Annotated in this window: 26 protein-coding genes; 10 read left to right on the forward strand and 16 right to left on the reverse strand. The window is 34.8% G+C overall.

Annotated features, from left to right (window positions below; translation table 11 throughout):
* Positions 1 to 150 precede the first annotated feature (150 nt).
* A complete protein-coding gene (nhaA, locus tag GWR14_RS12175; RefSeq protein WP_163409295.1) occupies positions 151 to 1,293 on the forward strand; it encodes a Na+/H+ antiporter NhaA in 1,143 nt (380 codons plus the stop codon).
* Positions 1,294 to 1,363: 70 nt separating this feature from the next.
* Here nhaA and proC read toward each other — a convergent pair whose 3' ends face one another.
* From proC to GWR14_RS23720, 12 genes are all read right to left on the reverse strand, one after another.
* The gene (gene proC / locus GWR14_RS12180) at positions 1,364 to 2,149 is read right to left on the reverse strand and encodes a pyrroline-5-carboxylate reductase (protein ID WP_163409296.1); all 786 of its coding nucleotides are present in this window, start codon (positions 2,147 to 2,149) and stop codon (positions 1,364 to 1,366) included.
* A 99-nt stretch (positions 2,150 to 2,248) separates the two neighbouring features.
* Positions 2,249 to 3,598 carry a magnesium transporter gene (gene mgtE, locus GWR14_RS12185; protein WP_163409297.1) on the reverse strand — a complete coding sequence of 450 codons (1,350 nt, stop codon included), beginning with the start codon at positions 3,596 to 3,598 and terminating at the stop codon, positions 2,249 to 2,251.
* The gene (rsmA, locus tag GWR14_RS12190; RefSeq protein ID WP_163409298.1) at positions 3,582 to 4,367 is read right to left on the reverse strand and encodes a 16S rRNA (adenine(1518)-N(6)/adenine(1519)-N(6))-dimethyltransferase RsmA; all 786 of its coding nucleotides are present in this window, start codon (positions 4,365 to 4,367) and stop codon (positions 3,582 to 3,584) included. Before rsmA ends, mgtE begins: the two co-directional genes overlap by 17 nt.
* A gap of 93 nt (positions 4,368 to 4,460) precedes the next feature.
* A complete protein-coding gene (locus GWR14_RS12195; protein ID WP_163409299.1) occupies positions 4,461 to 4,793 on the reverse strand; it encodes a DUF4286 family protein in 333 nt (110 codons plus the stop codon).
* 86 nt (positions 4,794 to 4,879) lie between these two features.
* Entirely contained in the window at positions 4,880 to 6,661 is a 1,782-nt protein-coding gene (locus GWR14_RS12200; RefSeq protein WP_163409300.1) for a tetratricopeptide repeat protein, read from the reverse strand.
* Positions 6,662 to 6,750: 89 nt separating this feature from the next.
* Positions 6,751 to 8,022, reverse strand: a complete 1,272-nt coding sequence (serS, locus tag GWR14_RS12205; protein ID WP_163409301.1) for a serine--tRNA ligase — start codon at positions 8,020 to 8,022, stop codon at positions 6,751 to 6,753.
* Positions 8,023 to 8,205: 183 nt separating this feature from the next.
* Complete coding sequence (locus GWR14_RS12210; RefSeq protein WP_163409302.1) at positions 8,206 to 8,730, reverse strand: hypothetical protein; 525 nt, start codon at positions 8,728 to 8,730, stop codon at positions 8,206 to 8,208.
* Between the two features lie 57 nt (positions 8,731 to 8,787).
* Positions 8,788 to 10,188, reverse strand: coding sequence for a T9SS type A sorting domain-containing protein (locus GWR14_RS12215; RefSeq protein WP_163409303.1), 1,401 nt, complete (start codon positions 10,186 to 10,188; stop codon positions 8,788 to 8,790).
* Positions 10,189 to 10,222: 34 nt separating this feature from the next.
* The gene (locus tag GWR14_RS12220) at positions 10,223 to 11,149 is read right to left on the reverse strand and encodes a hypothetical protein (RefSeq protein WP_163409304.1); all 927 of its coding nucleotides are present in this window, start codon (positions 11,147 to 11,149) and stop codon (positions 10,223 to 10,225) included.
* Positions 11,150 to 11,239: 90 nt separating this feature from the next.
* Positions 11,240 to 12,784: a patatin-like phospholipase family protein gene (locus GWR14_RS12225; RefSeq protein ID WP_163409305.1), complete on the reverse strand. Its 1,545-nt coding sequence runs from the start codon at positions 12,782 to 12,784 to the stop codon at positions 11,240 to 11,242.
* 61 nt (positions 12,785 to 12,845) lie between these two features.
* Positions 12,846 to 13,388, reverse strand: coding sequence for a DMP19 family protein (locus tag GWR14_RS12230; protein WP_163409306.1), 543 nt, complete (start codon positions 13,386 to 13,388; stop codon positions 12,846 to 12,848).
* A gap of 24 nt (positions 13,389 to 13,412) precedes the next feature.
* Complete coding sequence (locus GWR14_RS23720; RefSeq protein ID WP_187356532.1) at positions 13,413 to 13,580, reverse strand: hypothetical protein; 168 nt, start codon at positions 13,578 to 13,580, stop codon at positions 13,413 to 13,415.
* Between the two features lie 279 nt (positions 13,581 to 13,859).
* On the opposite strand from GWR14_RS23720, the gene GWR14_RS12235 reads away from it, so the two are divergent.
* From GWR14_RS12235 to GWR14_RS12255, 5 genes are all read left to right on the forward strand, one after another.
* Complete coding sequence (locus tag GWR14_RS12235; RefSeq protein WP_163409307.1) at positions 13,860 to 14,354, forward strand: TlpA family protein disulfide reductase; 495 nt, start codon at positions 13,860 to 13,862, stop codon at positions 14,352 to 14,354.
* A gap of 105 nt (positions 14,355 to 14,459) precedes the next feature.
* The gene (locus GWR14_RS12240) at positions 14,460 to 15,047 is read left to right on the forward strand and encodes a YdeI/OmpD-associated family protein (RefSeq protein ID WP_163409308.1); all 588 of its coding nucleotides are present in this window, start codon (positions 14,460 to 14,462) and stop codon (positions 15,045 to 15,047) included.
* Entirely contained in the window at positions 15,044 to 15,601 is a 558-nt protein-coding gene (locus GWR14_RS12245) for a YdeI/OmpD-associated family protein (RefSeq protein ID WP_163409309.1), read from the forward strand. The genes GWR14_RS12240 and GWR14_RS12245 overlap by 4 nt, the downstream gene beginning before the upstream one ends.
* A gap of 1 nt (position 15,602) precedes the next feature.
* Positions 15,603 to 16,022 (forward strand): hypothetical protein, encoded by a 420-nt coding sequence (locus GWR14_RS12250; protein ID WP_163409310.1) that lies wholly within the window; start codon positions 15,603 to 15,605, stop codon positions 16,020 to 16,022.
* A 101-nt stretch (positions 16,023 to 16,123) separates the two neighbouring features.
* Positions 16,124 to 17,026, forward strand: coding sequence for a PhzF family phenazine biosynthesis protein (locus GWR14_RS12255; RefSeq protein WP_163409311.1), 903 nt, complete (start codon positions 16,124 to 16,126; stop codon positions 17,024 to 17,026).
* 59 nt (positions 17,027 to 17,085) lie between these two features.
* On the opposite strand, the gene GWR14_RS12260 is transcribed toward GWR14_RS12255, so the two are convergent.
* Complete coding sequence (locus GWR14_RS12260; RefSeq protein WP_073485872.1) at positions 17,086 to 17,313, reverse strand: CDGSH iron-sulfur domain-containing protein; 228 nt, start codon at positions 17,311 to 17,313, stop codon at positions 17,086 to 17,088.
* A gap of 352 nt (positions 17,314 to 17,665) precedes the next feature.
* On the opposite strand from GWR14_RS12260, the gene metG reads away from it, so the two are divergent.
* Positions 17,666 to 19,801: a methionine--tRNA ligase gene (gene metG / locus GWR14_RS12265; RefSeq protein WP_163409312.1), complete on the forward strand. Its 2,136-nt coding sequence runs from the start codon at positions 17,666 to 17,668 to the stop codon at positions 19,799 to 19,801.
* 138 nt (positions 19,802 to 19,939) lie between these two features.
* On the opposite strand, the gene GWR14_RS12270 is transcribed toward metG, so the two are convergent.
* From GWR14_RS12270 to GWR14_RS12280, 3 genes are all read right to left on the reverse strand, one after another.
* Positions 19,940 to 20,593: a metal-dependent transcriptional regulator gene (locus GWR14_RS12270; protein WP_163409313.1), complete on the reverse strand. Its 654-nt coding sequence runs from the start codon at positions 20,591 to 20,593 to the stop codon at positions 19,940 to 19,942.
* Positions 20,594 to 20,695: 102 nt separating this feature from the next.
* Entirely contained in the window at positions 20,696 to 22,564 is a 1,869-nt protein-coding gene (locus GWR14_RS12275) for an Nramp family divalent metal transporter (protein ID WP_163409314.1), read from the reverse strand.
* Between the two features lie 67 nt (positions 22,565 to 22,631).
* Positions 22,632 to 23,030, reverse strand: coding sequence for a Fur family transcriptional regulator (locus GWR14_RS12280; protein WP_163409315.1), 399 nt, complete (start codon positions 23,028 to 23,030; stop codon positions 22,632 to 22,634).
* Between the two features lie 95 nt (positions 23,031 to 23,125).
* On the opposite strand from GWR14_RS12280, the gene GWR14_RS12285 reads away from it, so the two are divergent.
* The 3 genes from GWR14_RS12285 (at position 23,126) to GWR14_RS12295 (ending at position 26,933) form a co-directional block, all read left to right on the forward strand.
* Positions 23,126 to 23,479, forward strand: a complete 354-nt coding sequence (locus GWR14_RS12285) for a MerC domain-containing protein (protein WP_163409316.1) — start codon at positions 23,126 to 23,128, stop codon at positions 23,477 to 23,479.
* Positions 23,480 to 23,490: 11 nt separating this feature from the next.
* Positions 23,491 to 24,399: an NAD(P)/FAD-dependent oxidoreductase gene (locus GWR14_RS12290; protein WP_163409317.1), complete on the forward strand. Its 909-nt coding sequence runs from the start codon at positions 23,491 to 23,493 to the stop codon at positions 24,397 to 24,399.
* A 245-nt stretch (positions 24,400 to 24,644) separates the two neighbouring features.
* Positions 24,645 to 26,933 (forward strand): TonB-dependent receptor, encoded by a 2,289-nt coding sequence (locus tag GWR14_RS12295; protein ID WP_163409318.1) that lies wholly within the window; start codon positions 24,645 to 24,647, stop codon positions 26,931 to 26,933.
* The last annotated feature ends 18 nt before the right edge of the window (positions 26,934 to 26,951 follow it).

Here is a 26,951-nt window from a genome sequence, read left to right on the forward strand (position 1 = left end):
CAAAAATACAGTTTATTCTTTATTTCTAAATCCGAATCATATCAAACAGAAAATACTTTAAGTTTTTTATTGGGCTTAATTTTTTTTAACTTTGAAAATATCACTGCTAAAAACTTCATAAACAACTTCCATCAGCATAACTCCCTTCAAATGAAATTAACCAAAACTTTTAAAGCCTTTTTAGAAAACAAAAAATCGGAAGGTTTGTTATTGCTTTTTGTTACCATACTATCACTTACCCTTGCCAATTCATCATTTCAGGTTCCCTATATTGCTTTATGGGAAAAAGAAATTTGGGAACATTCCATTACCCACTGGATTAATGATGGTTTGATGACCATCTTCTTTTTAATGATTGGGCTGGAGCTGGAACGCGAAATTTATCATGGAGAACTGTCTAACCTCAAAAATGCCGCCCTTCCAATCATGGGAGCACTTGGGGGAATGTTTATTCCGGCAGCATTGTTTTTAGCCTTAAATTTTGGTACAGTCACTCAGAGCGGAGCCGGAATACCAATGGCAACCGATATAGCTTTTGCTATCGGAATTTTATCTCTTTTAGGAAACAAGGTCCCAGCATCTTTAAAAGTATTTCTAACAGCACTGGCTGTAATTGATGATCTCGGTGCTATCATTGTAATTGCTGTTTTTTATACTTCTTCTATTATTTTTGTAAATCTTGCCATAACCCTGGGAATCTGGGGGATTTTATTTGTTTTGAACAGAATGAAGATTTACAACCTCATACCATATTTGATCGGTGGAATTCTTATGTGGTATTTTATGCTAAATTCGGGAGTTCACGCTACAATTACAGGCGTTATATTGGCATTTGTAATTCCGTTTGGTGATGGTAGTGAAAAATCATCTTCGTATAAATTACAACACTTTTTGCATAAACCAGTTTCCTTTTTAATATTGCCGTTGTTTGCTATTGCAAATACCTGTATCGCTATTGGATCAGACTGGCACGAAGGTCTAAATAGTCCTTATGCGTACGGAATCATTTTAGGGTTAGTGCTAGGGAAACCTTTAGGAATTTTACTTTTTTCCTATATCGGAGTAAATGCCGATTTTTCTTCCTTGCCAAAAAAATTAAAATGGGCTCACATTTTAGGAGCCGGAATGTTGGGCGGAATTGGTTTTACAATGTCAATCTTCATTACTTTTTTAGCATTTAAAGATCCTCAAACTATTGTGTTTTCTAAAATAGCCATTTTAATTGCATCTGCCCTTTCAGGTATTTTCGGATTTCTTTATTTAAAATATATTTTAGGAAAGAAAACACTTTAAGTTCAAATAAATAAAAATTCCAAATCCCAACTAAAAAAATTGGAATTTGGAATTTCCGAAATTTGATATTTTATTTTAAAAGCCCCTTAATCTGTTTCAAAGAAGTTTTGATTCCTTTGATTAAAGACGAACTAAAACCATTATGTTCCATTTCATTTAGACCTGCGATTGTACATCCCTGAGGTGTTGTTACCCGGTCAATTAATTGTTCCGGGTGTACTTTTTCTTCTAATAGCATTTTAGCCGCTCCTTTTGCAGTTTGTGCAGCAATTGCCAAAGCCGTTTGCGAATCAAATCCAATTTCGATTCCGGCCTGCATTGAAGCACGAATATATCTTAAAGCATAAGCTGTTCCGCAGGCACCCAAAACAGTAGCTGCATCCATTAATTTCTCATCGATAACCGGAGCAGTTCCTAAATCCTGAAACAAATCTACGATTGGCAAAGCTTTCTCTTTGTCTTTATCAGGAAATGAAATACATGTCGCAGATTCACCAAATTGAGCAGCGATGTTCGGCATGATTCTAACTACCGGATATTCATTATTCGTTTTTGACTGAAGCATTTCCAAAGACAAACCACTTACTGCAGATGCGATAGTTTTTTCTGAAATTACCGGTAAAATCTCTGCCAAAACAGTATCTACCTGATACGGCTTTACAGTTAAAATAACCACATCGGCTTCCTGAATATTGTGTTTATTATCAGATGAAACCGTAATTCCTAATTCTGTTAAATACTCAATGCTTGCAGTATTTCTTCTGGTAACGGTAACCTGATTGTTTTTAGAAAATTTTGCAATCCCAACGGCAACAGAAACACCTAGATTTCCTCCTCCAATAATATGTACTTTCATGCTTATTTATTGCTGATTAATAGCGTATTTTTTAAGTCACAAATTACACAGATTTTTAGAATCTTAAATCACTGCAATCTGCTAATTTGTTGGAAAAAATTAAAACCCAAGAATCAATTTGGCTACTCCAAAATAGAGCATAATTCCAAAAACGTCATTGGTTGTAGTGATAAATGGCCCTGTAGCAATAGCAGGATCAATTTTATTTTTGTGTAAAAAAAGTGGCACCAAAGTTCCTAAAGTTGCAGCAAATAATATCACCACAATCATAGAAATTGAAATTGCAAATCCTACTAAGTATTGTTGGTACATAATCGAGTGATAGCCCAGTAAAAGCAAAGAAATAATACTTCCGGAAATCATAGAAACGGTAATCTCTTTAGTAAAATAACCGCGACTGAATTCTTTTAAAGTTCCGTTGGCTAAACCCTGTACCACAATTGCCGATGCCTGAACTCCAATATTTCCAGCCGTTGCTGAAAGCAAAGGCACAAAAATAATTAAGGTAGAATGAAGTTTAAAAACACCCTCATTTCCTTTTAAAACAAACGAAGCTACAATTTCGATTACCATTCCGATTAAAAGCCATGGCAAACGTGCTTTTGTGAGTTCTAAAACACTGTCATTCGATTCAACGTCCTGCGTAATACCCGCAGCCAGCTGGTAATCTTTGTCTGCTTCATCCTTAATTACGTCTACGATATCGTCAATAGTAATTCTTCCTACTAAACGCCCCAGTTCATCTACAACCGGAATAGCTTCCAAATCGTATTTTTGCATGATACGGGCCACTTCAACATCTTCCGTATCAACATTTACAAAATTTAATTTTCTAATATAAACATCGCTAATTTGGGTTTTGGTTGAAGAAGTCAGCAAATCTTTCAGGGACAATCTTCCTTTTAAGCGGTTTTCATCATCGACCACATAAATCGAATGTACTCTGGATACATTTTCGGCCTGGATACGCATTTCTTTCACGCAAGTGAGTACATTCCAGTTTTCGTTTACTTTTACAAGCTCTTTTCCCATCAGACCCCCGGCAGAATTTTCGTCGTAGCGCAACAAATCGACAATGTCTTTTGCGTGTTCAACGTCAATTAACTCCGAAATTACCTCGGCTTTAATTTCCTGTGAAAGTTCGGCAATAATATCTGCCGCATCATTGGTTTCGAGCTCATCAAGCTCCTCGGCGATTTCTTTTGGCGAAAGACGGCTTAAGATATTCTCTCGAAGGTCATCTTCTAATTCAAGAAGAATTTCGGCAGTTTTATCACTATCTAAAACCTTAAATATATAGGTTGCATCGTCAAAATCCAGTTCATCAAGGATTTCGGCAATATCAGCATGATGCAGGTCATTAAGTAAAACTTCAAGTTCTTTGTCGTTTTTCTTAACAATATGCTCTTCTAATTGTTGGATTAATTCTTTGCTAACTTTGAACTCCATCGGCTTCTATTTTTTGAGTCAGTTCAATAAATTCATCTACACTAAGTTGCTCAGGACGTTTATCAAAGATAACATCTTCCCGCAACTTATCAGTTAAATTTAATGTTTTCAAACTGTTACGTAATGTTTTTCGTCTTTGCTGAAAAGCCGTTTTTACCACCGTAAAAAACAATTTTTCACCACACGGAAGACTATAATCTTCCTTTCGGGTCATTTTCATCACACCCGATTTGACCTTGGGCGGAGGAATAAAAACATTTTCGTCTACAGTAAACAAATACTCAGTATCATAGAAAGCCTGTGCCAGAACGGACAGTATTCCGTAAGTTTTTGATCCTTTTTTCTCGCAGATACGCTCTGCAACTTCCTTTTGAAACATCCCGGAAAACTCCGGAATCTGATCTCTGAATTCTAATGTCCTAAAAACAATCTGAGATGAGATATTATAAGGAAAGTTACCAATTATAGCGAACTGCTTGTTTTCGTAAACCTGATTTATATTGTATTTCAGAAAGTCTTCTGAAATAATTTTATCTTTTAATTTTGGATAGTTCGCATCCAGATACGCTACAGATTCAGTATCAATCTCGATTACCCGGGTCGTAACTGGTTTGTCAAGTAAATATTTAGTAAGCACACCCATCCCCGGCCCTATTTCTAAAACCTCATCGTAACCCTTTAAACTCAAAGTATCAGCAATTGCTTTTGCAATACTTTCGTCTTTAAGGAAATGCTGTCCTAAATGTTTTTTGGCTTTTACTTTTTCCATTTTCTTACTTGTTTTGCCACGAGGGCGCAAAAGTATTCTTTTTAACTCGAAGGGTCAAAGACTCAAAGCTTTATTTTCAAACTTTTTTGCTAATTAAGACTTAAAGTCGAAATCGTAATGTTCTGAAATAACTTGCAGTTCTGTTCTGAAAGAAAGCATTTTATCTGCAAACAATTCTAAAGCTTCTCTATCAAATTTTGGTTGATCCTCAAGATAGTATTTCTCTAAAGTATCCTTGCTGTCAGTTGTGTATTGTACAGAATAGGTAATTCCACCCATTTCTTCTTCAATCAGAACTTTTACAATTCGTGCTGAAGAAAATTTATTTGTAGCCAGAATTTCAGGTATGTGTTTTTCCTGCATCCATTTCAACCATTGGTCGTGAACGCTTTCGTGTATGTTGGTGGTAACGTTGTAAATAATCATTTTTTCTTAGATTGTTTAGATTGTTAGACTTCTTAGATTGTTAGACATCTAATGATCTAACCTTCTAATAATCTAAAAATCTATTTTTATAAATTCTTATCTCCCCTCAATTCTCGGTATTTTTTTCTCGCATCAACAAAGTAAATGCTGTCCTGATGGTTAAAAATTACCTTTTCATATAAAGGTTTTGCCTTTTCTGTATCTTTCAATTCGTCGTTATAAATTTCTGCAGAAAAAAACAGCGCCTCGTCTACGTAAATCCCATCACTATGATGATCAATCACTTGCTGGTATTGGCTTAAAGCCGAATTATAATCTTTCAGGCTTTCATAGATTTTACCTAAACGCAACATTGTTACAGCTTCAATTTCCTGCCCTTTGAACGACTTTAAGATGTTCTGAAACTGTGTAATCGCCTCCTGCTTTTTATTCTGATAAATTAAAAAATCACCTTTGGCAAACTGTTTTAAAGCGATTTGTGTCGAATCGGCTACGGTATTATCATTAATCAGTAAAAAATATTCAAGGGCATCATTGGCGATTAGTTGTGTATTTGCCGATTTTAATTCTTTGAATTGTTTTAAAGCCCATTCAAAATCGGTTTTAAAGTAACTTGTTTTGGCCGCTTTCAAACTCGCCTCGTGAGACATCACATCATTCTTTAAATCTAACTGGATTTGCGAATAATAAATCAACGCCTGATTGAACTTTTCTTCCAGAAGCAAAATATCACCCAGTTCCATTTTAGCATCTGCTTTCTGATATTCGTTTAAATTAAGTTCTAAAGCCTTTTTTATAACCGCCTTTCCTTCTTCTGTCTTTTTTAAATTAAAGGCCAGGAAATGCGCCTGAATTATTTGCAAAGATAAGGTAAAAGGAGTTATCCCGTAGGTTGCAAGCAACTGCTCAAGTTCAGCAGTAATTATTGGATAGTCTTTTTCCTGCGCTTTATCGATTTTAATCTGCATCAGACTGGAATTGGTCGCAATCAGCAAATCCTGTTCTTTAGTATTCTGTAAAATGAAATTTAAAATTTCTGCCGCTGTATCAGTATCATCTTCATTAAGTGCAAACTGACTTAAATTAACAATACTCAATAAAGATTCAGGCTCACGTTTGTAAATTGCTTTTTCCTGAATAAAAGCTTTTCCAAATTCTCTCTGCTGTACATAAAACCAGCTCAGATAATGATTCCAGAACACATCCTGATTTTGCTGTGTTTTCAGGATTAAAGCTTTTCGCATCGCATCCTTAAAAGCAGTATTATCTGTTTCACCATTCATAAAACGCGATAATTGTGTCTGAATCAGATTCGTATTCTGTGGATTCTGAAAAGATTCAGTCAGCAGAAGATCAATCATCAAATCGGTTTTTCCAAGCTGCCCATACAACATTCCGATCTGGAAATTAAAATTGTAATTCGGCTGCATCTGCATTCCTGTCTGATACGCTTTCAATGCATACTCCAGCAATACCTTTTTTTCAAAAGAATTGGCAATTCCGTAAACTTCATTCGGATTGATTTTAATTTTTTCAATTGCCTGATCGTAGAAATTTTTAGCCTTCGATTCGTTTTTCTGCAATTGAAAATTATATCCCAATTCGACTAATAAAACACCTTGCTTGTAGCGATTGTAACGTTCCTGAATTGCTTTTTCAGCATTAGCAAACTGCTGCAGCTGCTGATAGCACTCAACGGTCCTTAAAAAGTATTGGGTATTAGAAGGCACACTTTTTAAAAGCTCTTCATAACTGATTTTCGCTTTTTCAAAATCGCCTTTATCGTAATAATAGTTAGCGAGCTGCTCATTTTGTGAAAATGTAAAGGAAGACCACAACAAAACGATATAGATAAAGATGTTTTTCATATTTCAGTTTTTAATGTGGGAATTTTAAATAATTAAGAAACCCTAACAGATTTATAAAACCTGTTAGGTTTAACTCTAAATTACTAAAATTAGTTTATAATATCAAATCCGCAATAAGGACGCAAAACTTCAGGGATTACGATTCCTTCCGGTGTTTGGTAATTTTCGATGATTCCGGCTAAAACTCTTGGCAAAGCCAATGAACTTCCGTTAAGTGTATGAGCCAACTGGTTTTTTCCGTCTTTGTCTTTGAAACGTAATTTCAAACGGTTTGCCTGAAATGTTTCGAAATTAGAAACAGAACTAATTTCTAACCAGCGATCCTGGGCCGTTGAAAACACTTCGAAATCATACGTCAAAGCTGAAGTGAAACCCATATCTCCTCCACAAAGACGCAGAATTCTGTATGGCAATTTCAATTCCTGTAAAATATTTTTTACGTGCTCTACCATTCCGTCAAGAGCCTCATAAGACTTTTCAGGATGTTCTACACGTACAATTTCTACTTTATCAAATTGATGCAAACGGTTTAATCCTCGTACATGCGCTCCGTATGAACCTGCCTCGCGACGGAAACATGGTGTATAAGCAGTATGCAGAATTGGAAGATCACTTTCGTTTAAAATAACATCACGAAACAAATTCGTAACCGGAACCTCGGCAGTCGGAATCAAATATAAATCGTCAACAGTAGCGTGATACATTTGCCCTTCTTTATCCGGTAATTGACCCGTTCCATAACCTGAAGCTTCGTTTACCAAATGCGGCACCTGAACTTCGTTGTAACCTGCAGCCGTATTTTTATCTAAAAAGTAATTGATTAAAGCACGCTGCAAACGAGCACCTTTTCCTTTGTAAACCGGAAATCCTGCACCTGTAATTTTTACACCCAGTTCAAAATCGATGATATCATATTTCTTTACCAATTCCCAGTGAGGCTGAGCATCTTCGTGCAGAACCGGAATTTCTCCTTCTTCAAAAACATTCAGATTATCATCCGGTGTTTTCCCTTCAGGAACAATATCAGCCGGAAGATTCGGTAACGTATATAATTTATTGGTTAGTTCAGCGGCTAAAGCTTCTGCTTTTTCACCTAATTCTTTACTTTTTTCTTTTAATGAAACCGTTTTTTCTTTTAAGATTGCTGCTTTGGCTTTCTCACCAGCCTTCATTAACTCGCCTATGTCTTTGGACAATTTATTAGATTCAGATAAAGTGTTGTCTAATTCTACCTGAGCTGCACGACGGTTTTCGTCTAATTGCACCACTTCTTCCACAACGCTTTTAGCATCGATATTTCGTTTTGCTAAAGCCTTGATTACTTTCTCCTGATTTTCTCTAATAAATGCGATTTGTAACATAGCTTGTTTTTTATAACTATTGTATTTTTTATAACGGAAGCAAATTTAAGGAAATGTTTCCTAAGATTACGACAAAGTTTTAGGGTAAAATATATTCAAAAGATTGTTTCACAAAGTTGCACTAAGAAGTGAACAGAGATTCGCAAAATCAATCTCTCATCATGGAATTTAAAACACCAATTCCTATTTTTTAATTGCCTTAATCCGCTCGTAATTCTCTTTTACATTTTTATATTCAGTATGATCCAGTTTTTCAATTTTAAAATCCATCTTTTTGAGATCGGATTTTAGTTTTTTAAGATCGCTGTTTTCATAAATATCGAGCTTTCTCGTTTTCCTGATTCCTTCATTTTCATTGTTGAAATAAGTTATCTTTTCAACCAGAACAGCGTAAGGATCTTCTTTTTTCTTCTCCCCTTTATAAATTATAACATCTATACCGCTGGCTGTTTCAGCAAATAGTAATTTCTCATTTTCATAATAATTAGTATCAAGATCTATAAACTTACTGTAGAGAAATTTTGCATTGACTCTGGTTTCATTTTTAGTCTTGTATTTTTTGACTTTTATTACTCCATCATTATCCTTTTTCTCAGATTCTGCTTCTAATTTACCTTCAGCATTTATTCTTTTTACATCTTTTTTTACATTTTCAGTCCAGTCAGACTGAACGAAAAGGAACATCGAAATCATTACTAAGTATTTCATTTTACTAAAGTTTAAAATTTATAAAAGTTTATATACTGCTATTTAATCTTAAATTTTTTATTGCTTAATAACTTTGAATGTTTCTGAAATATCATCTGTCGAAACTTTAAGAATATAAAAACCTGAAGCCAGACTGGAAACATCGATAGTACCATTGGTTGTACTTCCGTTTAAAACCGGATTTGATTCAAAATCAAACAATGCATAATTGAATTTCTCAGAACTAAAATTCTCTATTGAAATCGAAGAAACAGCCGGATTAGGAAAAACAAACGCCTTTTTCTTTTGGATTATTTCAGGGACAACATTATTACAGGCACTTTCTAACAAAGCATCCAAATCGTTTTCATCAAAAATCAAGCTGTAATTCAGTTCTTTTGCTTTTTGAAACAACTCACATGCTTCTTTGTGTTTTTTCTGGTCCAGATAAATAATCCCGAGGTTTTTTAGGGCGTAGGTATTGTTTTTGTCCATCCCCAATGCTGCCTTCAGGTCCTGAATCCCTTTTTCGGAATCTCCCAATTTGTGATAAAGCAAACCGCGGGTTGTTCTTAAATCTCTTCCTCCATAACCTGAAGAATGTTCTATAATTGTTTTTTCTTTCGTAAAAGCAACATTGATATTCTCCATAGCTTTCTCATATTGTCCCAGATCAGAATACAATTTGGCTATTGACCATCTTGCATGCCCATGTTCCGGTTTTTCTTTTAATATTTTTTCTAAATAAAAAAGTGCCAGATCATTCTGTTTTCTGTTTTGAAGACAATTTGCAAAATTGTATAAAATACGGTAATCATCAGGAGCAGAAGCCATCGCTTTATAAAAATGATGAAAAGCATGATCCTCCATTTCAAGACTCATATAGAGATTGCCCAGAACATCATAAATATTGCTTTTAAATTTTTCTCTTTTTGCCTTTTCGGAATCTGGAAGATCAGTCGTTTTTTTAGAAATTTTATTCATCAGGTATTCCACCCTTTTTAGATCTTCAATTGCCAGCGAAGTATTTCCAAGACGGGCTCTCAAATATCCTCTTTTGGCAATATCTGTAATTTTAACGGGATTATAATTGGTTTTTGCATTTAGGTCTGCAAGTGTCTGAAGCATTTTCTTCATAGTTTCTTCACTGTCTTTATTGAAAGGCAGTTTATGATCGACCCTGCTCATGAGTTTACCGTGCAAAAAGTTCCACGTCACACGTTTCTCACCCTGCATATCATATTGATAAGAATTTGAGTTTTTAAGACCTTTTTCGTCATAATAAAAAACTTCATTTAATTTTCCGTTAGAATGATATGTTTTAAGGCTATCCATTTTATTATCAGAGCCATACCAAATTTCTACCGATGTTACTTTATCATCATAAAAATAACGTGTTACTTTATTAGTTGTTCCGCTATTAGACTGTGCGTACATTAAGACGGGAAAAAGCATTAAAACAAGTACTTTTTTATGCATAATTTTATGATATGATAAATGAATAGTTATGAATTTAATTATAATCAATAAACCTGTATCGGTCATCCTTTTTAAACTCGTAAGCATGACCATTATATTTTATTCTTTCGGATTCTTTTTTTACTTTGATGCTGGACTTTTCTGCCGTACCTGTTTCCTCATCTGCTTCTACAGCAACTTCATACGAAAAGTTTTTTGAAACTATTAAATCCTGAAAACCATGTGTTTTTGTGTCCGAAAGAATCATGCCAGTTTCTAATGTTTCCAATTCAAAAGAACTTCTTCCATTCGAATCTCCCTGTGTTTTTCTGATTGGATATTCGTACAACAGCTTTTTAATTTTATTATTTACTAATGCAAGAATTGTAAATTTTTGCTGTGAATATAAACTGACGCGACTACCTGAAGCTTCCTCTGTGTAAAATGCAACACCGGTTATATTTGCATTGAGCTGAATTAAATTTTTAAGAATATACGTTTTCGAAAAATGCATTCCTTCATTTTCATTGTAACTCAAATTAAAATCTATTAGCTGGTCAATTATTTTTCCATCTGTTTTATTGACAAAGACGTATTTTCTTTCGAAATAATCTCCTAAATCATATTCTTCAGTTTTTCCTTTTTCCGGTTTATCTGTTTTAACTAAATAAGTAATCACAAAAAATGCAATCTCTTCATTATAGCTAACTGAAGTTGTTTCCTTAATTCTCAAATCAGAATATTTGATATTTAGATTTGTGGCTACTTTCTTTAAGAGATTCAAATCCAATTCATCCGATACTATTATGTCATCATTATCTTTAAAAAGAAGTTTTTCAAGTGGTTTCTGTATTAGGTTTACAGGCTGAATCTGCTCTGATAAAACAGCTTCTTTTTCTTCAATGGCTTGTTTTTTATACTTATCACAGGAACTAAAAAATAAAAAAGTCCCGATGAGAATTGAGCAGATTTTAATTTTCATTGTTGCTAATTTTAGAATTTGGGGTTTCCAAATATAAAATTTCTTACAACATCATTAAAAAATAAATTTGATTAAGACCCTTTTTTTAAGCTATTTATGCTCTGCTAATAACTCTTTTAATTCTTTGGCTTTTAAAAATGTGGTAAGACGCCCGGACAGCAAAAGCATTTCTCTTTCTTCGGGGGTGATTTTTAGTTTGGTTTCAACATGAGAAGCAAATTCATATAAAATCAGAATGTTGCCAGCTGTTAATTCGCTAAACTTATCCCGGGTCAAAGTGGCCAGGATTATTTCGCCGTCTTTATCACGTGTAAAACTGAGTTCACCAAACTGCTCTATTAAATCGTATTTGAATTTATCGTAAAACTTTAACCAGTTATCATAATCATCATCTGTATTTTTGAGTTCGGCAACTATTTTCTCATACGATTCGTCCTTTCTTAAAGTAAGTAGATAATCGCGTAAAGTCGTAAAACCGATTATCTGATAATTTGAAGCAGGTATTTTATATCTCTCAAATGCATTTTCAATATCTCTTTCAAAAGTCATATATCGTGTCTGAACCGTATACAAAGAAGTAGTTTCGAGCAATGAAATCAATTTAATTTTTTCATCGGTTATGTAAGGTTCCTTTTTTCCCTGCCCCAGACAATCAATAAAAAGTGCTTTTTTATTTTTATTATCTACTTTAAAATCATTGTGAAGCAGCTCCATTAAAGTTTTATAGCCCATATTATCTGAGGCGCCACCATCAATAATACACAATATTTTATCCTGACCTTTAATTCCAAATTTTGTTTTTGGAAGCACTCCCGGAAAGGCAGAACTCGCTGTTATGCCATATGTCAGTGGAAAATCGTAACCATCGTTTACCTCATTTTCATCTAAACATATAAAAGCTTTATTGGGAGCCAGAGATGAATTTATATTCAGGCCTCTGATAACATGTGGCATAAATGCAATTCGTTCTCCATTGTTATAGGCTGTCCCATTGGCAACCATCATTGGCAAATACGGAATTTGGCTGCTTCCCTTTGGAATAAAAAAATCAGACAAAAGCATTTGGGTTTTACACTTATCAGGATTATCAGGATTCGTGCTGTCATATTGCAAAACCTCCAGATCCAGTTGCTGGGTCATGGATATTTTATCGCCTTTTTCATTTTTGCTATTATTCAGAATCGATAAAATACTAGCAGATTTATTCACATAATCCTTATAAGCATCAGCTTTAGAAAAGTAAAAATCATTAAAGGACTGATGCTCCTGATAGAGTTTGTTTTTCAGAATCGTTAAATAATAACCTGCCGAATAACAGCCTCCCGAAACAGTAGAGAAATAATCGATTTCGTTCAAAAAATTACGCTGAGAATTACCCTCCTTGATTTCTTCTAAACCCAACAGCACGCCCATACTAAAAAACTGCGCTCTGGAACCTCCTCCGGAAATTGCAATTCCTAAAGCTATGTTGGGATTTTGAAACCTTTTATCACGTTCCTGAACCGATTTATATTCATTTAAAGAAACGGGCGGAATCGAATTGTAGCTAATCTCAGAAAAAAGACTGATTTTGTTTTGAGAAAAACACAATTGAAAAAATAAAATTAGTAAGACCTGGCAATATCTGTATTTCATTTTGATTTTATTACATAACTAAACCGCTCAGAGCGAAGTTACGAGAAACTTCAATAAAAAACTATGACTTCTTAATCTCATGCCCCACGAATTCTTCCAAAACCGAAAAAATATCGTCTACCGGAAGCACTTCAAAATCAGGATGATTTTTTAAGAAGGCTGTGTTTAGCTCGACCAGATTTTCTTCCAATTCAAAAAAGGCATTATTATTCAGCAAATCCCTTGTTGGGTTAACGCCTTCAAATTTTCCGTTTAAGAATTTACCAATTTTTACACTGCTCAGTAATTTAACCCTTTTAGCCTGCGCCTGAAACAATTCTAAATGTTTTTCGGCACCAATTAAAGCAAGACCTTCTTCAATTAATTCATTCAGTTCTTTGTTCCAACGGGAATCATATACAAATTTTGCAAAATTACCTTCAGTATATTTTGAATTATAATAGTCCAAGTAATAACTCAACAGTGCATCTTCGTGGATAAATTCGTCATCGACACCTTCTTCCCGCATCAGATTAATTACCGAAATATTCGAATTAATTACATCCTGTAGATTTTCACTGTTTATTGTCGTTTCTGAAACTAATATTCTGCCGAATTCCTCCATTTTGTATTTTGTATTTGAGATTGTTTATATGATCGTATCGTTATTATTCTTTTTTTCATTCATTTTTGCCACTAAGGCTTTCAAACGTAAGGTACGCTCTTTTTTCTCCTCCTGAAGTTTGGCTTTTTTTCGTTTCAGCAGTTTAGTATGCAACGCCTTATTTTTAGTGTTTTTTTCGGGTCCTTTTGCCATGATACAATTTGTTTCTGCAAATTTCGGGGAAATAATAATGCAATTGGTAATATTTTTTGACGTTTCCCTCCAGACAGGGCCATCCACTGCAAGTCCTCGCTCTTTCTTCGTCAGGCTGCGGTCTTTTCGCTACAAATAAAATTCACTGAACTCCAATAAAAATAATAACATGTGAAGTAATCCCTAACGCAATCTCGTTTTCATCAGGAAATATTGTTTTTGTGAGATTATTTTGAAGTAAAAAAGAGTATTTTTAGCATCTGAAAAATTAAAAAAATAATGAAAAAAACACTGTTGCTATTAACCTGCCTATTCGTTTTAAATGCTTTTTCACAGCAAAAAAGACTTTGGGCAAAATCGGTCATTAACCAAAAAGCACCAAAACTGACTGTAGAAAAATGGCTTTCGGACAAACCTGAAACAAAAGGAAAATTTGTTCTGATTGATTTTTGGGCAACTTGGTGTGGACCGTGTAAAAGAGCCATTCCTGAATTAAATCATTTTAAAACAGAATTTGAAAATGATTTGGTTGTTATTGGTATCAGCGACGAAACAAAAGAAGTCGTAAATTCCCTGACAACTCCTAAAATTGAATATTTCAGCGCCATAGATACCGGAAGAACGATGTACAATACGCTCGAAGTTCAGGGAATTCCACATTGCCTTTTGATTGATCCTGATGGAATTGTACGCTGGGAAGGTTTTCCAACACTAACCGGTTTTGAGTTAACCTCAGATGTAATCAAAGACATTATTACAAAGTATAAAAAATAATTGTTCTTTAACCCTGATTTCCCAATCTAACTGATTTGCGATTAATTTGTATTTTTGTTTATACCCGTTTACTAACCCATATAGATTATTAAACCACGAAAGCCAATGAATCCTAAAGTTGATTTTTATTTTAGTAAAAACGAAAAGTGGCAAAAAGAAACCGAAAAATTAAGGGTAATTGTTTTAGACTGCCAACTGACCGAAGAATTGAAATGGGGTACTCCCTGCTATACCTTTCAAAACAACAATATCGTTCTGATTCATGATTTCAAGGAATATTGTGCGCTGTTATTCTTTAAAGGAGCTTTGCTAAAAGACACCGATAACATTCTAATACAGCAAACTGCCAATGTTCAGTCTGCACGACAAATCAGGTTTACGAATCTGCAGCAAATAACTCAACTGGAACCTGTCCTGAAAACTTATATCTACCAAGCTATAGAAGTAGAAAAAGCAGGTTTAAAATTTGAATTCAAAAAAACGGAAGACTTCGCTGTTACCGAAGAATTTCAAACCAAATTAGATGAAAACCCAGATTTAAAAACAGCATTTGAAGCCTTAACACCGGGACGCCAAAAAGCATATTTACTGCATTTCTCTGCTCCAAAACAATCTAAAACCAGAGAATCAAGAATTGAAAAAGCCATTCCGCAAATTCTTAACGGAAAAGGATTAAATGATTCACCAAAATGAACCCTACTTTCTTTTTAACCCAGGATAAATTCAGAACATGGCTGGAAAACAATTATCAGACTGAAACCGAATTATTAGTTGGTTTTTATAAAGTAAGCAGCAAAAAAACATCCATGTCATGGTCAGAATCTGTAGATCAGGCACTTTGTTTTGGCTGGATTGACGGCATTCGAAAGACTATTGACGATGAAAGTTATACCATCAGATTTACTCCAAGAAAAAAATCCAGCATTTGGAGTGCCATTAACATTAAAAAAGTCGAACAGCTCACAAAATCTGGACTCATGAAAGAAGCCGGATTGAAGGCCTTCGAATTCAGATCTGAAGAAAGATCCAGAGTTTATTCACATGAAAAAGAAGCTTATATTCTTGATCCGGAACTCGAAAAACAATTTAAAGCCAATAAAACAGCATGGGAATATTTTAGTAATCAGGCGCCATCGTACAGAAAAGTAGTAATTCATGTTATTATGAGTGCCAAACAAGAAAAAACCAGAATTTCGAGATTAGAGAAAGTAATAAAGTTCAGCGCTGAACAAAAACGAGTATTATAATATGGAAGAAGAAGAACGTGGAAGAATTTTTCAGGAAGATAATTTTATTTTTACTGAATTTGACGGTCTAAAATTACAGAAACTTGTCGTTTGTGAAAATCCGGAATCCAAAGAACCCGTTATTGTTTATTTAAAAGTTGAAAATTATAACTGGTATCAGTATTTCCTAGATGTTGGCATTGGTTTTTGGGAAGACTGGAACATCATTGACCTTGAAATTGAAGAAGATGACAGTTTTAATTATATCGACAAAACTCTTGAATTTAATCTATTAGAAAAAACCATTTCAAAAATCTGGTGCGAACCGGAGCAAAACAACAGCAGGATAACCATCGTATTTGAGAGTGGTGAAAAACTTATTTTAAAAACCCTTCATCCTGAAATTTTTGATTCCGAAAGCGAACTTTTAATCTTAAAGTAATACTAAAATAACCCGTGAAAGGTTAATCTTATAAGTGAAATACAAGAATAAACCGTAATTTTATTTCTTCTAAAAAGGTTTCAGCTCTAAAAAAGGAAAATATGACGGAAAGAAAAGCATTAGAATATTATGTTTTAGATGTATTCTCGAACGAAAGTTATAAAGGAAACCCGCTTTCTGTTGTTTTTACTACCGGAAATTTACCTCTGGAAACCTATCAGGATATTTCTAAAGAATTTGGTTATTCTGAAACTTCTTTTATTTACTATTCAAAAGAACAAAAAGCATTAAATGTCCGTTCGTTTACGCCGACTGGTATAGAAATAGACGGTGCCGGACATAATTTACTGGGTGCAGTCTGTGGCGCTCTACTTAAAAAAATGCCCATATTTGATGAACAATCGGAAAGCAACCGGTTTGTGATCATGAAAAAATCGCCAGTTTCATTGACGGTAAATTTTGATCCGCTTACCCAATATCCCGTTGTACAAATGCATCAAAAACAAGCTGTAAACGAAAAAGAAATACCAACTTATAAACTCGCTGTGGCACTTGGTTTAAAGATTGAAGACCTGGACAGTAACGATTTCGTTCCGACAATTGTAAAAACTGAAGTTGCCCATACGATGGTTCCCATCAAAAACAGTCAGATTTTAAACAGCATCGTACCAGACCACAAGCTTTTAACAGAAATTTCAAAAGAATATAAGTCTGAAGGATTTTATTGTTTCACGATTTCAAATCAAAATGAAGGCAACATTGCCGAAACCCGATTCTTCAACCCCGTAATCGGAATTTATGAAGATCCCGCTACAGGAACTGCAGCCGGTCCCTTAATTGGTTTTTTGACTTCTAAAAAACAGGCAAAACTGAATACCAAATATAAAATTTTGCAGGGTGTAAAATTAAATCAGCCTTCTATTATTGAAGTTATGACAAGGGAAAATGATGTTTTGGTGGGAGGCTCTTCGATTATTACGATGAAGGGAGAACTTTACATATAAAACAAAAGCGACATCTAAAGTAAATGTCGCTTTATTGTATTCAAAGAAATTCAAATTTCTTAATTCGTTTTCATAGGCGGTAAATCAAACGCTACAGAATCATGTTCGAAGTTATTTCTGTGTCCGCCATCACAAAATGGTTTGTTGTTTGATAATCCGCAACGGCAAAGACCTAAAGCAGATCTTCCTTGTAAACCGTAAAGCGTTCCTTCCGGATCCATGATTTCGAAATCTCCTTCAATTTTAATTGATCCGTTTTTATTGATGATTAGTTTTGTCTTGCTCATAAAAGTTGTTTTTTCGGGCGCAAAGATTGCGAAATATATTTTGAAGATTTTACTTGTAGTGTTAGTTTAAACTGGTTCTATTTTATGAGGTCTACCCCCTAGGATTTCACAGAGGTTCACAAAAGATTCATTTTAACCATAGATTAAAAAAATTTTACTTAAATCTGCTCAATATTTGTGAAACAAAACTTTGTAAATCTGTGCCTTTGCGAAATTAATTCGCATTCCTTCAAAAAACTTAGCGAATCTCTGTGTTTTTCTTCGTGCAACTTTGTGAAATTGCAGGTGAATCTCTGTGTAATAACAAAATCTCAATTCTATTGCTTATTTTTGCACTCAATAAATTTGAAAGATGACACAGAATCCAAAAAGATATACGATTACTGCAGCTTTGCCTTACACCAACGGACCAATTCACATTGGGCATCTGGCGGGGGTTTACGTGCCTGCTGATATCTATTCGAGATACCTGCGACTGCAGGGAAAAGACGTTGCATTTATTTGCGGAAGCGATGAACACGGCGTTGCTATTTCGATGAAAGCCAAAAAAGAAGGAATTACACCACAGGAAGTTATTGATAAATATGATGGAATCATCCGTAAATCGTTTGCTGATTTCGGAATTTCATTCAACAATTATTCAAGAACTTCAGCTAAAATTCATCATGAAACAGCTTCTGAATTCTTTAGAACTTTGTATGATAAGGGAGATTTTATTGAAGAAGTTACAGAGCAATTGTACGATGCAAAAGCAAATCAGTTTTTGGCAGACCGTTTTGTGGTGGGAACTTGCCCAAAATGTGACAATCCGGAAGCTTACGGAGATCAGTGCGAAAAATGCGGATCAACTTTGAATGCAACCGATTTGATCAATCCGAAATCGACTATTACGGGAGAAACTCCGATTTTAAAATCAACTAAACACTGGTTTTTACCTTTGGACCGTTATGATGCTTTTTTACGTGAATGGATTTTGGAAGGTCATAAAAATGACTGGAAAACAAACGTTTACGGACAAGTAAAATCATGGATTGATGCAGGATTAGAGCCTCGTGCTGTAACACGTGACTTAGATTGGGGAATTGATGTTCCTGTTGAAGGTGCCGAAGGGAAAAAACTATACGTTTGGTTTGATGCTCCGATTGGTTACATTTCGTCAACAAAAGAATGGGCGGCGCGCGAAGGAAAAGACTGGGAACCGTATTGGAAAGATCAGGACACCAAATTGGTTCACTTTATCGGAAAAGACAATATTGTTTTTCACTGTATTATTTTCCCAGCGATGCTAAAAGCCGAAGGAAGCTACATTTTACCAGACAACGTTCCGGCAAATGAGTTCTTGAATCTGGAAGGAAACAAACTTTCGACTTCTAAAAACTGGGCGGTTTGGCTTCATGAATATTTAGAAGAATTTCCGGATAAGCAGGATGTTTTACGTTATGCCTTAACATCAAACGCGCCGGAAACAAAAGATAACGATTTCACCTGGAAAGATTTCCAGGCTAGAAATAACAACGAATTGGTTGCCGTTTTCGGAAACTTCGTAAACCGTGTGGTGGTTTTAACCAACAAATATTACGACGGAGTAATTCCGACGCCAAATGAATTTACAGAAGTTGACGAACAAACTTTAGCCGAATTAAAAGCGTATCCAGCGGTTATTTCAAGTTCAGTTGAGCGTTACAGGTTCCGTGAAGCTTTGGGTGAATTAATGAATGTTGCTCGTTTAGGAAATAAATATCTGGCAGACGAAGAACCTTGGAAAGTTATGAAAGACAATCCGGAGCGTGTAAAAACTCAAATGTACGTGGCGTTGCAAATTGCTGCTGCGTTGAGCGTTTTGGCTGAACCGTTTTTACCATTTACAGCAGCTAAACTTTCTAAAATATTGAATTTAGCGGATCTTAAAGAGCATTTTGCAGGTTTCAGCAAATTCCTGAAAGAGAATCATCCAGGAGCTACAGATGTTGTTCTTGATAAAACATTAGGCTGGAATGATATTTCTGAAAATTCAGATTTATTACCAGCCGGTCATAAAATTGGTGAAGCAGAATTGCTTTTCGCTAAAATTGAAGATGAAGAAATACAAAAACAAATAGATAAATTGGAAGCTACAAAAACGGCAAATCTTGCTGAAAACAAAGAAGCAGAACCGCAAAAAGATTTAATTCAGTTTGAGGATTTTGCAAAAATGGATATTCGTATTGGAACTATTCTGGAAGCTGAAAAAATGCCTAAAGCAAACAAACTTTTAGTACTTAAAGTAGATACAGGAATTGACGTTCGTACAATTGTTTCAGGAATTGCTGAGAGTTTTTCTCCTGAAGAAATCATCGGAAAACGTGTTTCTGTTTTAGCAAACTTAGCACCAAGAGCATTACGCGGTGTTGAAAGCCAGGGAATGATCCTGATGACCACAAATACTGAAGGAAAATTGGTATTTGTTAATCCTGATGCTAATGCTCCGAATGGAGCAACTGTAAATTAAGATTTTACAAAATAGATAAAATTGCGTGAATCAATTAAAAACATTAATTGATTCACGCTTTTTGATTTTTATTAAACACCTTATCTGCCGTTATTAGAAGAAAAGTAAGAATTCGCAGATTAATAAAAAAGAATAGTTCTAAACCAGCTTCACAAACAAATTTGAAGCAATTTTATTAGAAATAGATAATTCCCTATCATTCACTTTAATTCGTACCGATAAATCGAAAGATTCTTTGGAAATAAAACCGATTTTAGAACCCAAAGCGATTCCTTGTTTATCCAGATATTTCAGAAACTCCGAAGAAGTATCTTTCACACCCACACAAATACCGGTTTGGTTTTCGCTTAATTCAGAAAGTAATTGTTTTTCGATTTTAATAATCCGGCCGTTCGCATCCGGAATCGGGTCACCATGCGGGTCTTCAGTCGGATTTCCAAGAAAATCATCCAGACGGTTAATCAGTTGCTCCGATTTGATGTGTTCTAATTGTTCTGCGATTTCATGAACCTCATCCCAGCTGAAATTTAGCTTTTCAACCAAAAATACTTCCCACAAACGATGTTTTCTAACAATCATTTTGGCTGCCAGCTTTCCGTTTTCAGTTAAAGAAACACCCTGGTATTTTTTATAATTCACCAAATCTTTTTCTGCCAGCTTTTTAAGCATATCGGTTACGGAAGAAGCTTTCGTTTCCATAATTTCAGCAATAGCGTTTGTACTGACTTCTGTTTCCAAAGCCGCGGTCAAATGGTAGATTGATTTTAAGTAATTTTCTTCTGAAAAAGTCATTTATTTTGAGATTCTAAGGTTCTAAGGTGCTGAGATTCTAAGGTTTTTATTTTAAAGCTTTCAAGAAACCTTACCTTAGCAATTCAGTACCTCAGCACCTTATTATTTAACAATCAGCAAAGGTATCGAAATTTTATGTCTCAATTTGTCTACGGTTGTACCAAAAAGAATATCTTTCAAGCCAGTATGACCGTGAGTTCCCATGACTAAAATGTCGAAATTGCTTTCGTTTATAATTTTCGGAATTACTTTAGCAGGTTTTCCAAAACCAAGTTCCGTTTTGATTTTGAATCCTTTACCCGAAAGCATGTCTTTGTACTTCAATAATAATTTTTCATCAATTGTAGTTTCATAATCATGTACATGCACACCATACATTAAGGCACCGACGGTTTCTACAATGTGAATGAGGGTATATTCTGTGTCAATGCCACCCAGTTCAAAAGCTTTGTTCAAAGCAGCTTCATCGGCATTGGAGAAATCAACAGACACTGCAATGTTTTTGATACTCTTGCTTTCTCTTGGGGAGAACTTCAATTTAAGATTATGAGGCGAATGATTTACAGCTTTTGATTTGAATTTTGTAATAAATGGTTTAAATACGATGTATAGCAATAAAGCCAAGAATCCGAAAGCCAGCGGAACTACTGTAAACCAAAGAATCATTGGATTATCTGAGTTTTTCAGCCAGGATGTTATTTCATCATAAACCAATTTGGCATTCAGAGAAACAATAATCGAAGCAATGATCCAGGAAACAATTTGAGTCGTTTTGGAAATATGAAAACCTTTCATTTTCGATTTATCGCTCACAAAATGAATCAACGGAATAATTGCAAAACCAAGCTGTAAACTCAAAATAACCTGACTTAGAATTAAGAGTTTTCCTGTCACACTTTCGCCATAAATCAAAATCACGATTACGGCTGGAATAATAGCAATTAAACGGGTTATAATTCTACGAACCCACGGCTGAATTCTAAAATGCAGGTAACCTTCCATTACGATTTGTCCGGCAAGCGTTCCAGTTACAGTTGAACTTTGTCCTGCAGCAATCAAAGCAACGGCAAATAGAATTGGCGCCCATTTGGTTCCCAATAAAGGTTCAAGAAATTGATGCGCGTCCTGAATTTCGGCAACCTCAAACATCCCGTTTTTATGGAATGTTGCTGCGGCAAGAATTAAAATAGCAGCATTTACAAAAAAAGCAAGATTTAAAGCAATCGTAGAATCAATCAAGTTGTATTTTAAAGCTTGTTTGATGCCTGCTGGTGTTCTGTCAAATTTTCTCGTTTGTACTAAAGACGAATGCAAGTACAAGTTGTGCGGCATTACGGTCGCCCCGATAATTCCGATGGCAATATAAAGAGCTGCTGAATTTGGAATAGAAGGAATAAGTCCAGCTAAAACCTTATGAACTTCCGGCTCTGCAAAAATCATTTCGAAAATGAAAGAGAAGCCAATAATCGCTACCAACGCAATAATGAAGGCTTCCATCTTGCGAATTCCTTTATTGATCAGGAAAAGCAGTAAAAAGGTGTCTAAAACGGTAATTAAAACTGCTTCGAGCAGCGGAATTCCAAAAAGGAGATTAATACCAATTGCCATTCCGAGAACTTCTGCCAAATCACAGGCTGCAATCGCTATTTCGGCAAGAAAATATAAAATATAGTTGATGTATTTTGAGTAGGTTTCTCTCGAAGCCTGTGCAAGGTCGCGCTGGGTTACAATTCCGAGACGGGCACTCAAACTCTGCAAAAGCAAAGCCATTAAGTTACTCATCAATAAAACCCAGACTAAAGTGTAACCAAACTGGCTTCCACCGGCAATATCAGTAGCCCAGTTTCCCGGGTCCATATAACCAACGCTTACTAAATATGCAGGGCCTAAGAAGGCTAAAATTTTCCTAAAACCTTTTTTTTTGTTTTCGGTAGAAACCGATTCGTGGACTTCTTCTAAAGATTTAGTCATTGTAAAAGTATTGTTTTCACAAATATATATAAAAATTATATTCGCGAAACAATATTTTTAGACAAGTCTAAAAGTTAATGTTAGGATTTAAACAATTTGGACACAATCCGGATAATGTAAAATTGATCTCATTTACTTTATAATTATGCGGCATGATGTAACTCGGTTTTACAGTTTCAAGGCAAGTAATCTCATGGCAATTTTCACAGCTAAAATGTGCATGGTTATGAATGTGTACACGCTGATGCGAATGGTTGCATTTTGCATATTTTACTGTTCCGTCGAGATTCGAAATTTTATGAATTACATCTTCGTTAATTAACCGATCCAGAATTCTGTAAATAGTAACGCGATCACACAAATCATTTAATTGTTTATGAATTTCAGTATGTGAAAGAGCGGTCTTAGAGTTCTCAAACACTTCTAAAACAGCCATCTTTGCTGCGGTATTACGTGTAGCTTTCATTTTTTATGGAATTAAAAATTAAACGCAACAATGTTGCAATTGATAAAATTATATATATTTGCAACAAAATTGCATTAAAAGCAAATATACACGAAATGAAGAAAATAACCTCATCACTTTACGATATTTTAGGAATTTCAAGTGCAACCATTTGTCTGGCTCATTGTTTGATTTTTCCTCTCTTTACGGTTCTTCCACTGGGGGTGAGTCATAACCCGATTATAGATTTACTCTTTGCTTCGATAGGTCTATTTGCAATTCTCAAAATTATAAAAAAATCAGGTCTTTTGGTATCGTCCATTTTGGTTGTTTCAATGATGTTAATTTGGATTAGCATTTTGGCGGAACTCTTTTTCGAAATTCACCTCGATTTGATTTATTTCGGAGGAATCGGAATGATCATCGGACATTTAATCAATTATAAATTACATAGAAAACAAAATCATTAAAAATCAGCAATATGGAACAGAAGCATTTTGAAGTGATTATCGTTGGCGGCAGTTACAGCGGATTGTCTGCTGCAATGAGTTTAGGGCGTTCTTTACGTCAGGTTTTGATTATTGACAGTGGTTTACCATGTAACAGACAAACGCCACATTCTCATAATTTCATCACACAAGATGGTGAAAGACCCGCTATTATTTCGGCGAAAGCAAAACTTCAAGTTGACATTTATAAAACCGTTCAATTTTATAATGGATTGGCTGTGCAAGTCATTAAAACAGAAAATGGTTTCGAAATCACGACCGAATCTGGCAATACTTTTACTTCGAGAAAAATATTGTTTGCAACGGGAGTTAGAGATTTACTTCCAGAAATAAAAGGTTTCAAAGATTGTTGGGGAATTTCGGTTTTGCATTGTCCTTATTGTCATGGTTATGAAGTCAAAAACGAAAGAACAGCGATTATTGCCAATGGGGAAATGGGTTACGAATATGCCAAACTCATTTCAAACTGGACAAAAGACTTGAGATTGTGTACCAACGGAAAATCAGAATTAACTTCAGGACAAATGCAAATTCTTAAGAATCATGGTGTTTCAATTTTAGAAGATGAAATAAAATCTTTAGAACATAATGACGGGTATGTTTCAAATATCGTTTTTAAAAATGGAGAAAAAATTGAGGTAAAAGCCATTTATGCAAGACCTCCATTTGAACAGCATTGTAAATTTCCGCAAGATCTAGGATGTGAAATCAGTGAACAAGGATATTTGAAAGTCGATTCTATGCAAAAAACAACCGTTTTAGGTATTTTCGGAAGCGGTGATGCTACAACTCAAATGCGTTCCGTGGCTCTTGCGGTTTCTTCTGGATCTTTTGCAGGAGCGGTAATTAATAAAGAACTTATTGACGAGGATTTTTTATAATTTAATTTTTAGAAACATAGAATATAGTTTCTGAAAAAAGGCGTTTCACGTACATCAATTCACATAGCTATGTGTGAAAGCTAGCTTTTTCTTTTACTCTTTTTTTTCAGTGAATAAAAATCTATGTTTCTATCTGTTTAAATCTTTTTTAACGGATTGAAATTGAAATGTTTTAAAAATTTCATTTGAGAATAATCATTTATCAAATTTAATTTTTAGTTTTGTCTAAATTTAATTTTACAATAATGAAATATTTATTTTTGACAATATTGATAATTTTAGCTACAAGCCTATACTCACAAAACATATCGGGAAAAGTAGAAGGATCTATTTCTTCCGATAAGCAAATTAATGTTAGTTTATTAAATACAAATTTTAAAACACAAACAGATTCTTTAGGGGTTTATACACTCCAAAATATTCCGAAAGGGAATTATAAAATACATGTAACCTCAACTGGATTCAAACCTATAACCCAAAAAGTTTCCCTTTTAGAAAATCAGGATTTGAATTTAGATTTTGAATTGGAGGAGGATCAAAACGAATTGAACGAAGTTGTAGTTTCAGGAACTTTAAAACCTGTAAAACGATTAGAAAGTGCCGTTCCCGTTGAAGTTTATTCTCCGGTTTTCTTCAAGAAAAATCCAACGCCAAGTATTTATGATGCGCTTCAAAACATCAACGGTGTTCGTCCGCAGTTGAATTGTGGTGTTTGTAACACAGGAGATATTCATATAAATGGATTAGAAGGTCCTTACACTTTAGTCATGATTGATGGAATGCCAATTGTGAGCAGTCTTTCGACAGTTTATGGTTTATCCGGAATTCCGAATTCTTTGGTAGAACGAATAGAAATTGTAAAAGGCCCGGCTTCATCTCTTTACGGAAGTGAAGCAGTTGGAGGTTTAATCAACATCATTACTAAAAATCCAACCAACGCACCAGCTTTTTCAGCCGATTACTTTACAACTTCTTATTTTGAAAGCAATCTCGATTTGGGAGTAAAATTTAATACTGGTAAAAAAGCCATTTCGCTGATTGGAGTTAATTATTTCAACTACGATCAGGTTATTGATAAAGACAAAGACAATTTTACTGATGTTACGCTTTCTGAGCGGATTTCGGTTTTTAATAAATGGAGTTTTAAACGAAATTATAATCGCCTTTTTACCATTGCAGCGCGCGGAATGTATGAAGATCGCTGGGGCGGAGACACTCGCTGGGAGAAAAAATACCGAGGCGGTGACGAAATCTACGGAGAAAGTATTTATACGAAAAGAGCTGAATTAATAGGGAGTTATCAATTGCCTTTTGAAGAAAAACTAATTCTTTCTTTCTCCGGAAATGTTCATTATCAGGACAGTCGATATGGGACGACTTCTTACATAGCCAATCAAAAAATTGGATTCTTGCAGCTGACTTGGGATAAAAAGATTGGACGAAACGATTTATTGGCAGGAATTGCAAGCCGATATACTTATTATGATGATAATACGCCTGCAACCAAAGAAGCTGAAAACACCTGGCTTCCCGGAGTTTTTGTGCAGGACGAAATTACATTTTCTCCAAAAAGTCAGGTTTTGCTTGGAATGCGCTATGATTACAATTCAATTCACGGTTCGATACTTACACCAAGATTTGCTTATCGATTTAAAGCCAATGAAAACACAATTTTTAGATTAAATGCGGGAACGGGATTCCGTGTTGTGAATTTATTTACCGAAGATCACGCCGCTTTAACAGGTTCGAGAGATGTAGTGATTGCAAATAATTTGAATCCGGAGCAATCTGTAAACGTCAATTTGAATTACATTCAGAAAATTAATTTTGGAAACGGTACTTTTATGGGAATTGAAACAACTGCTTTTTACACCCGCTTTAGCAATAAAATTATTTCAGATTACGAAAGCGACCCAAACAAAATTATTTACGATAATATTGACGGATATGCATTGAGCCAGGGAATCAGTACAAATATCGATCTTAATTTTCCGTCAGGATTAAAATTTATCGTCGGAGCAACGGTTTTAGACAATAAAAATGTTGAAAACGGAATTTCGCAGCGACCTTATTTAACAGAGAATTTTACAGGAACCTGGAGTATTTCTTATAAAATCCAGCCATGGAATTTATCGATGGATTATACGGGAAATATTTATAGTCCGATGGATTTGCCTTTGTTGAGTGAGTACGATCCAAGAAGTCCAAAATCACCCTGGTATAGCATTCAGAACATTCAGTTTACTTATTCGGGATGGAAAGACTTTGAAATTTATGGAGGAATCAAGAATCTTTTGAATTTTACACCAAAACAAAATAATCCGTTTTTGATTTCGAGAGCCAATGATCCTTTTGATAAAAATGTGCAAATATCAGATGGAACTGCTGTTGGTATTCATGGTAAGGTGGTTCCGCAAGGTCAAATAATTGATACCCCTGATAATCCGTACGGTTTAAGTTTTGATACGACTTATGTTTATGGGCAAAACCAGACTATCCGCGGATTTGTAGGATTGCGATATACTTTTAGGTAATTTTATTAGCCACTGATT

Origin of the sequence: Flavobacterium ajazii (assembly GCF_010614725.1) — a bacterium.
In the GTDB taxonomy this organism is placed as follows: Bacteria; Bacteroidota; Bacteroidia; order Flavobacteriales; family Flavobacteriaceae; genus Flavobacterium; species Flavobacterium ajazii.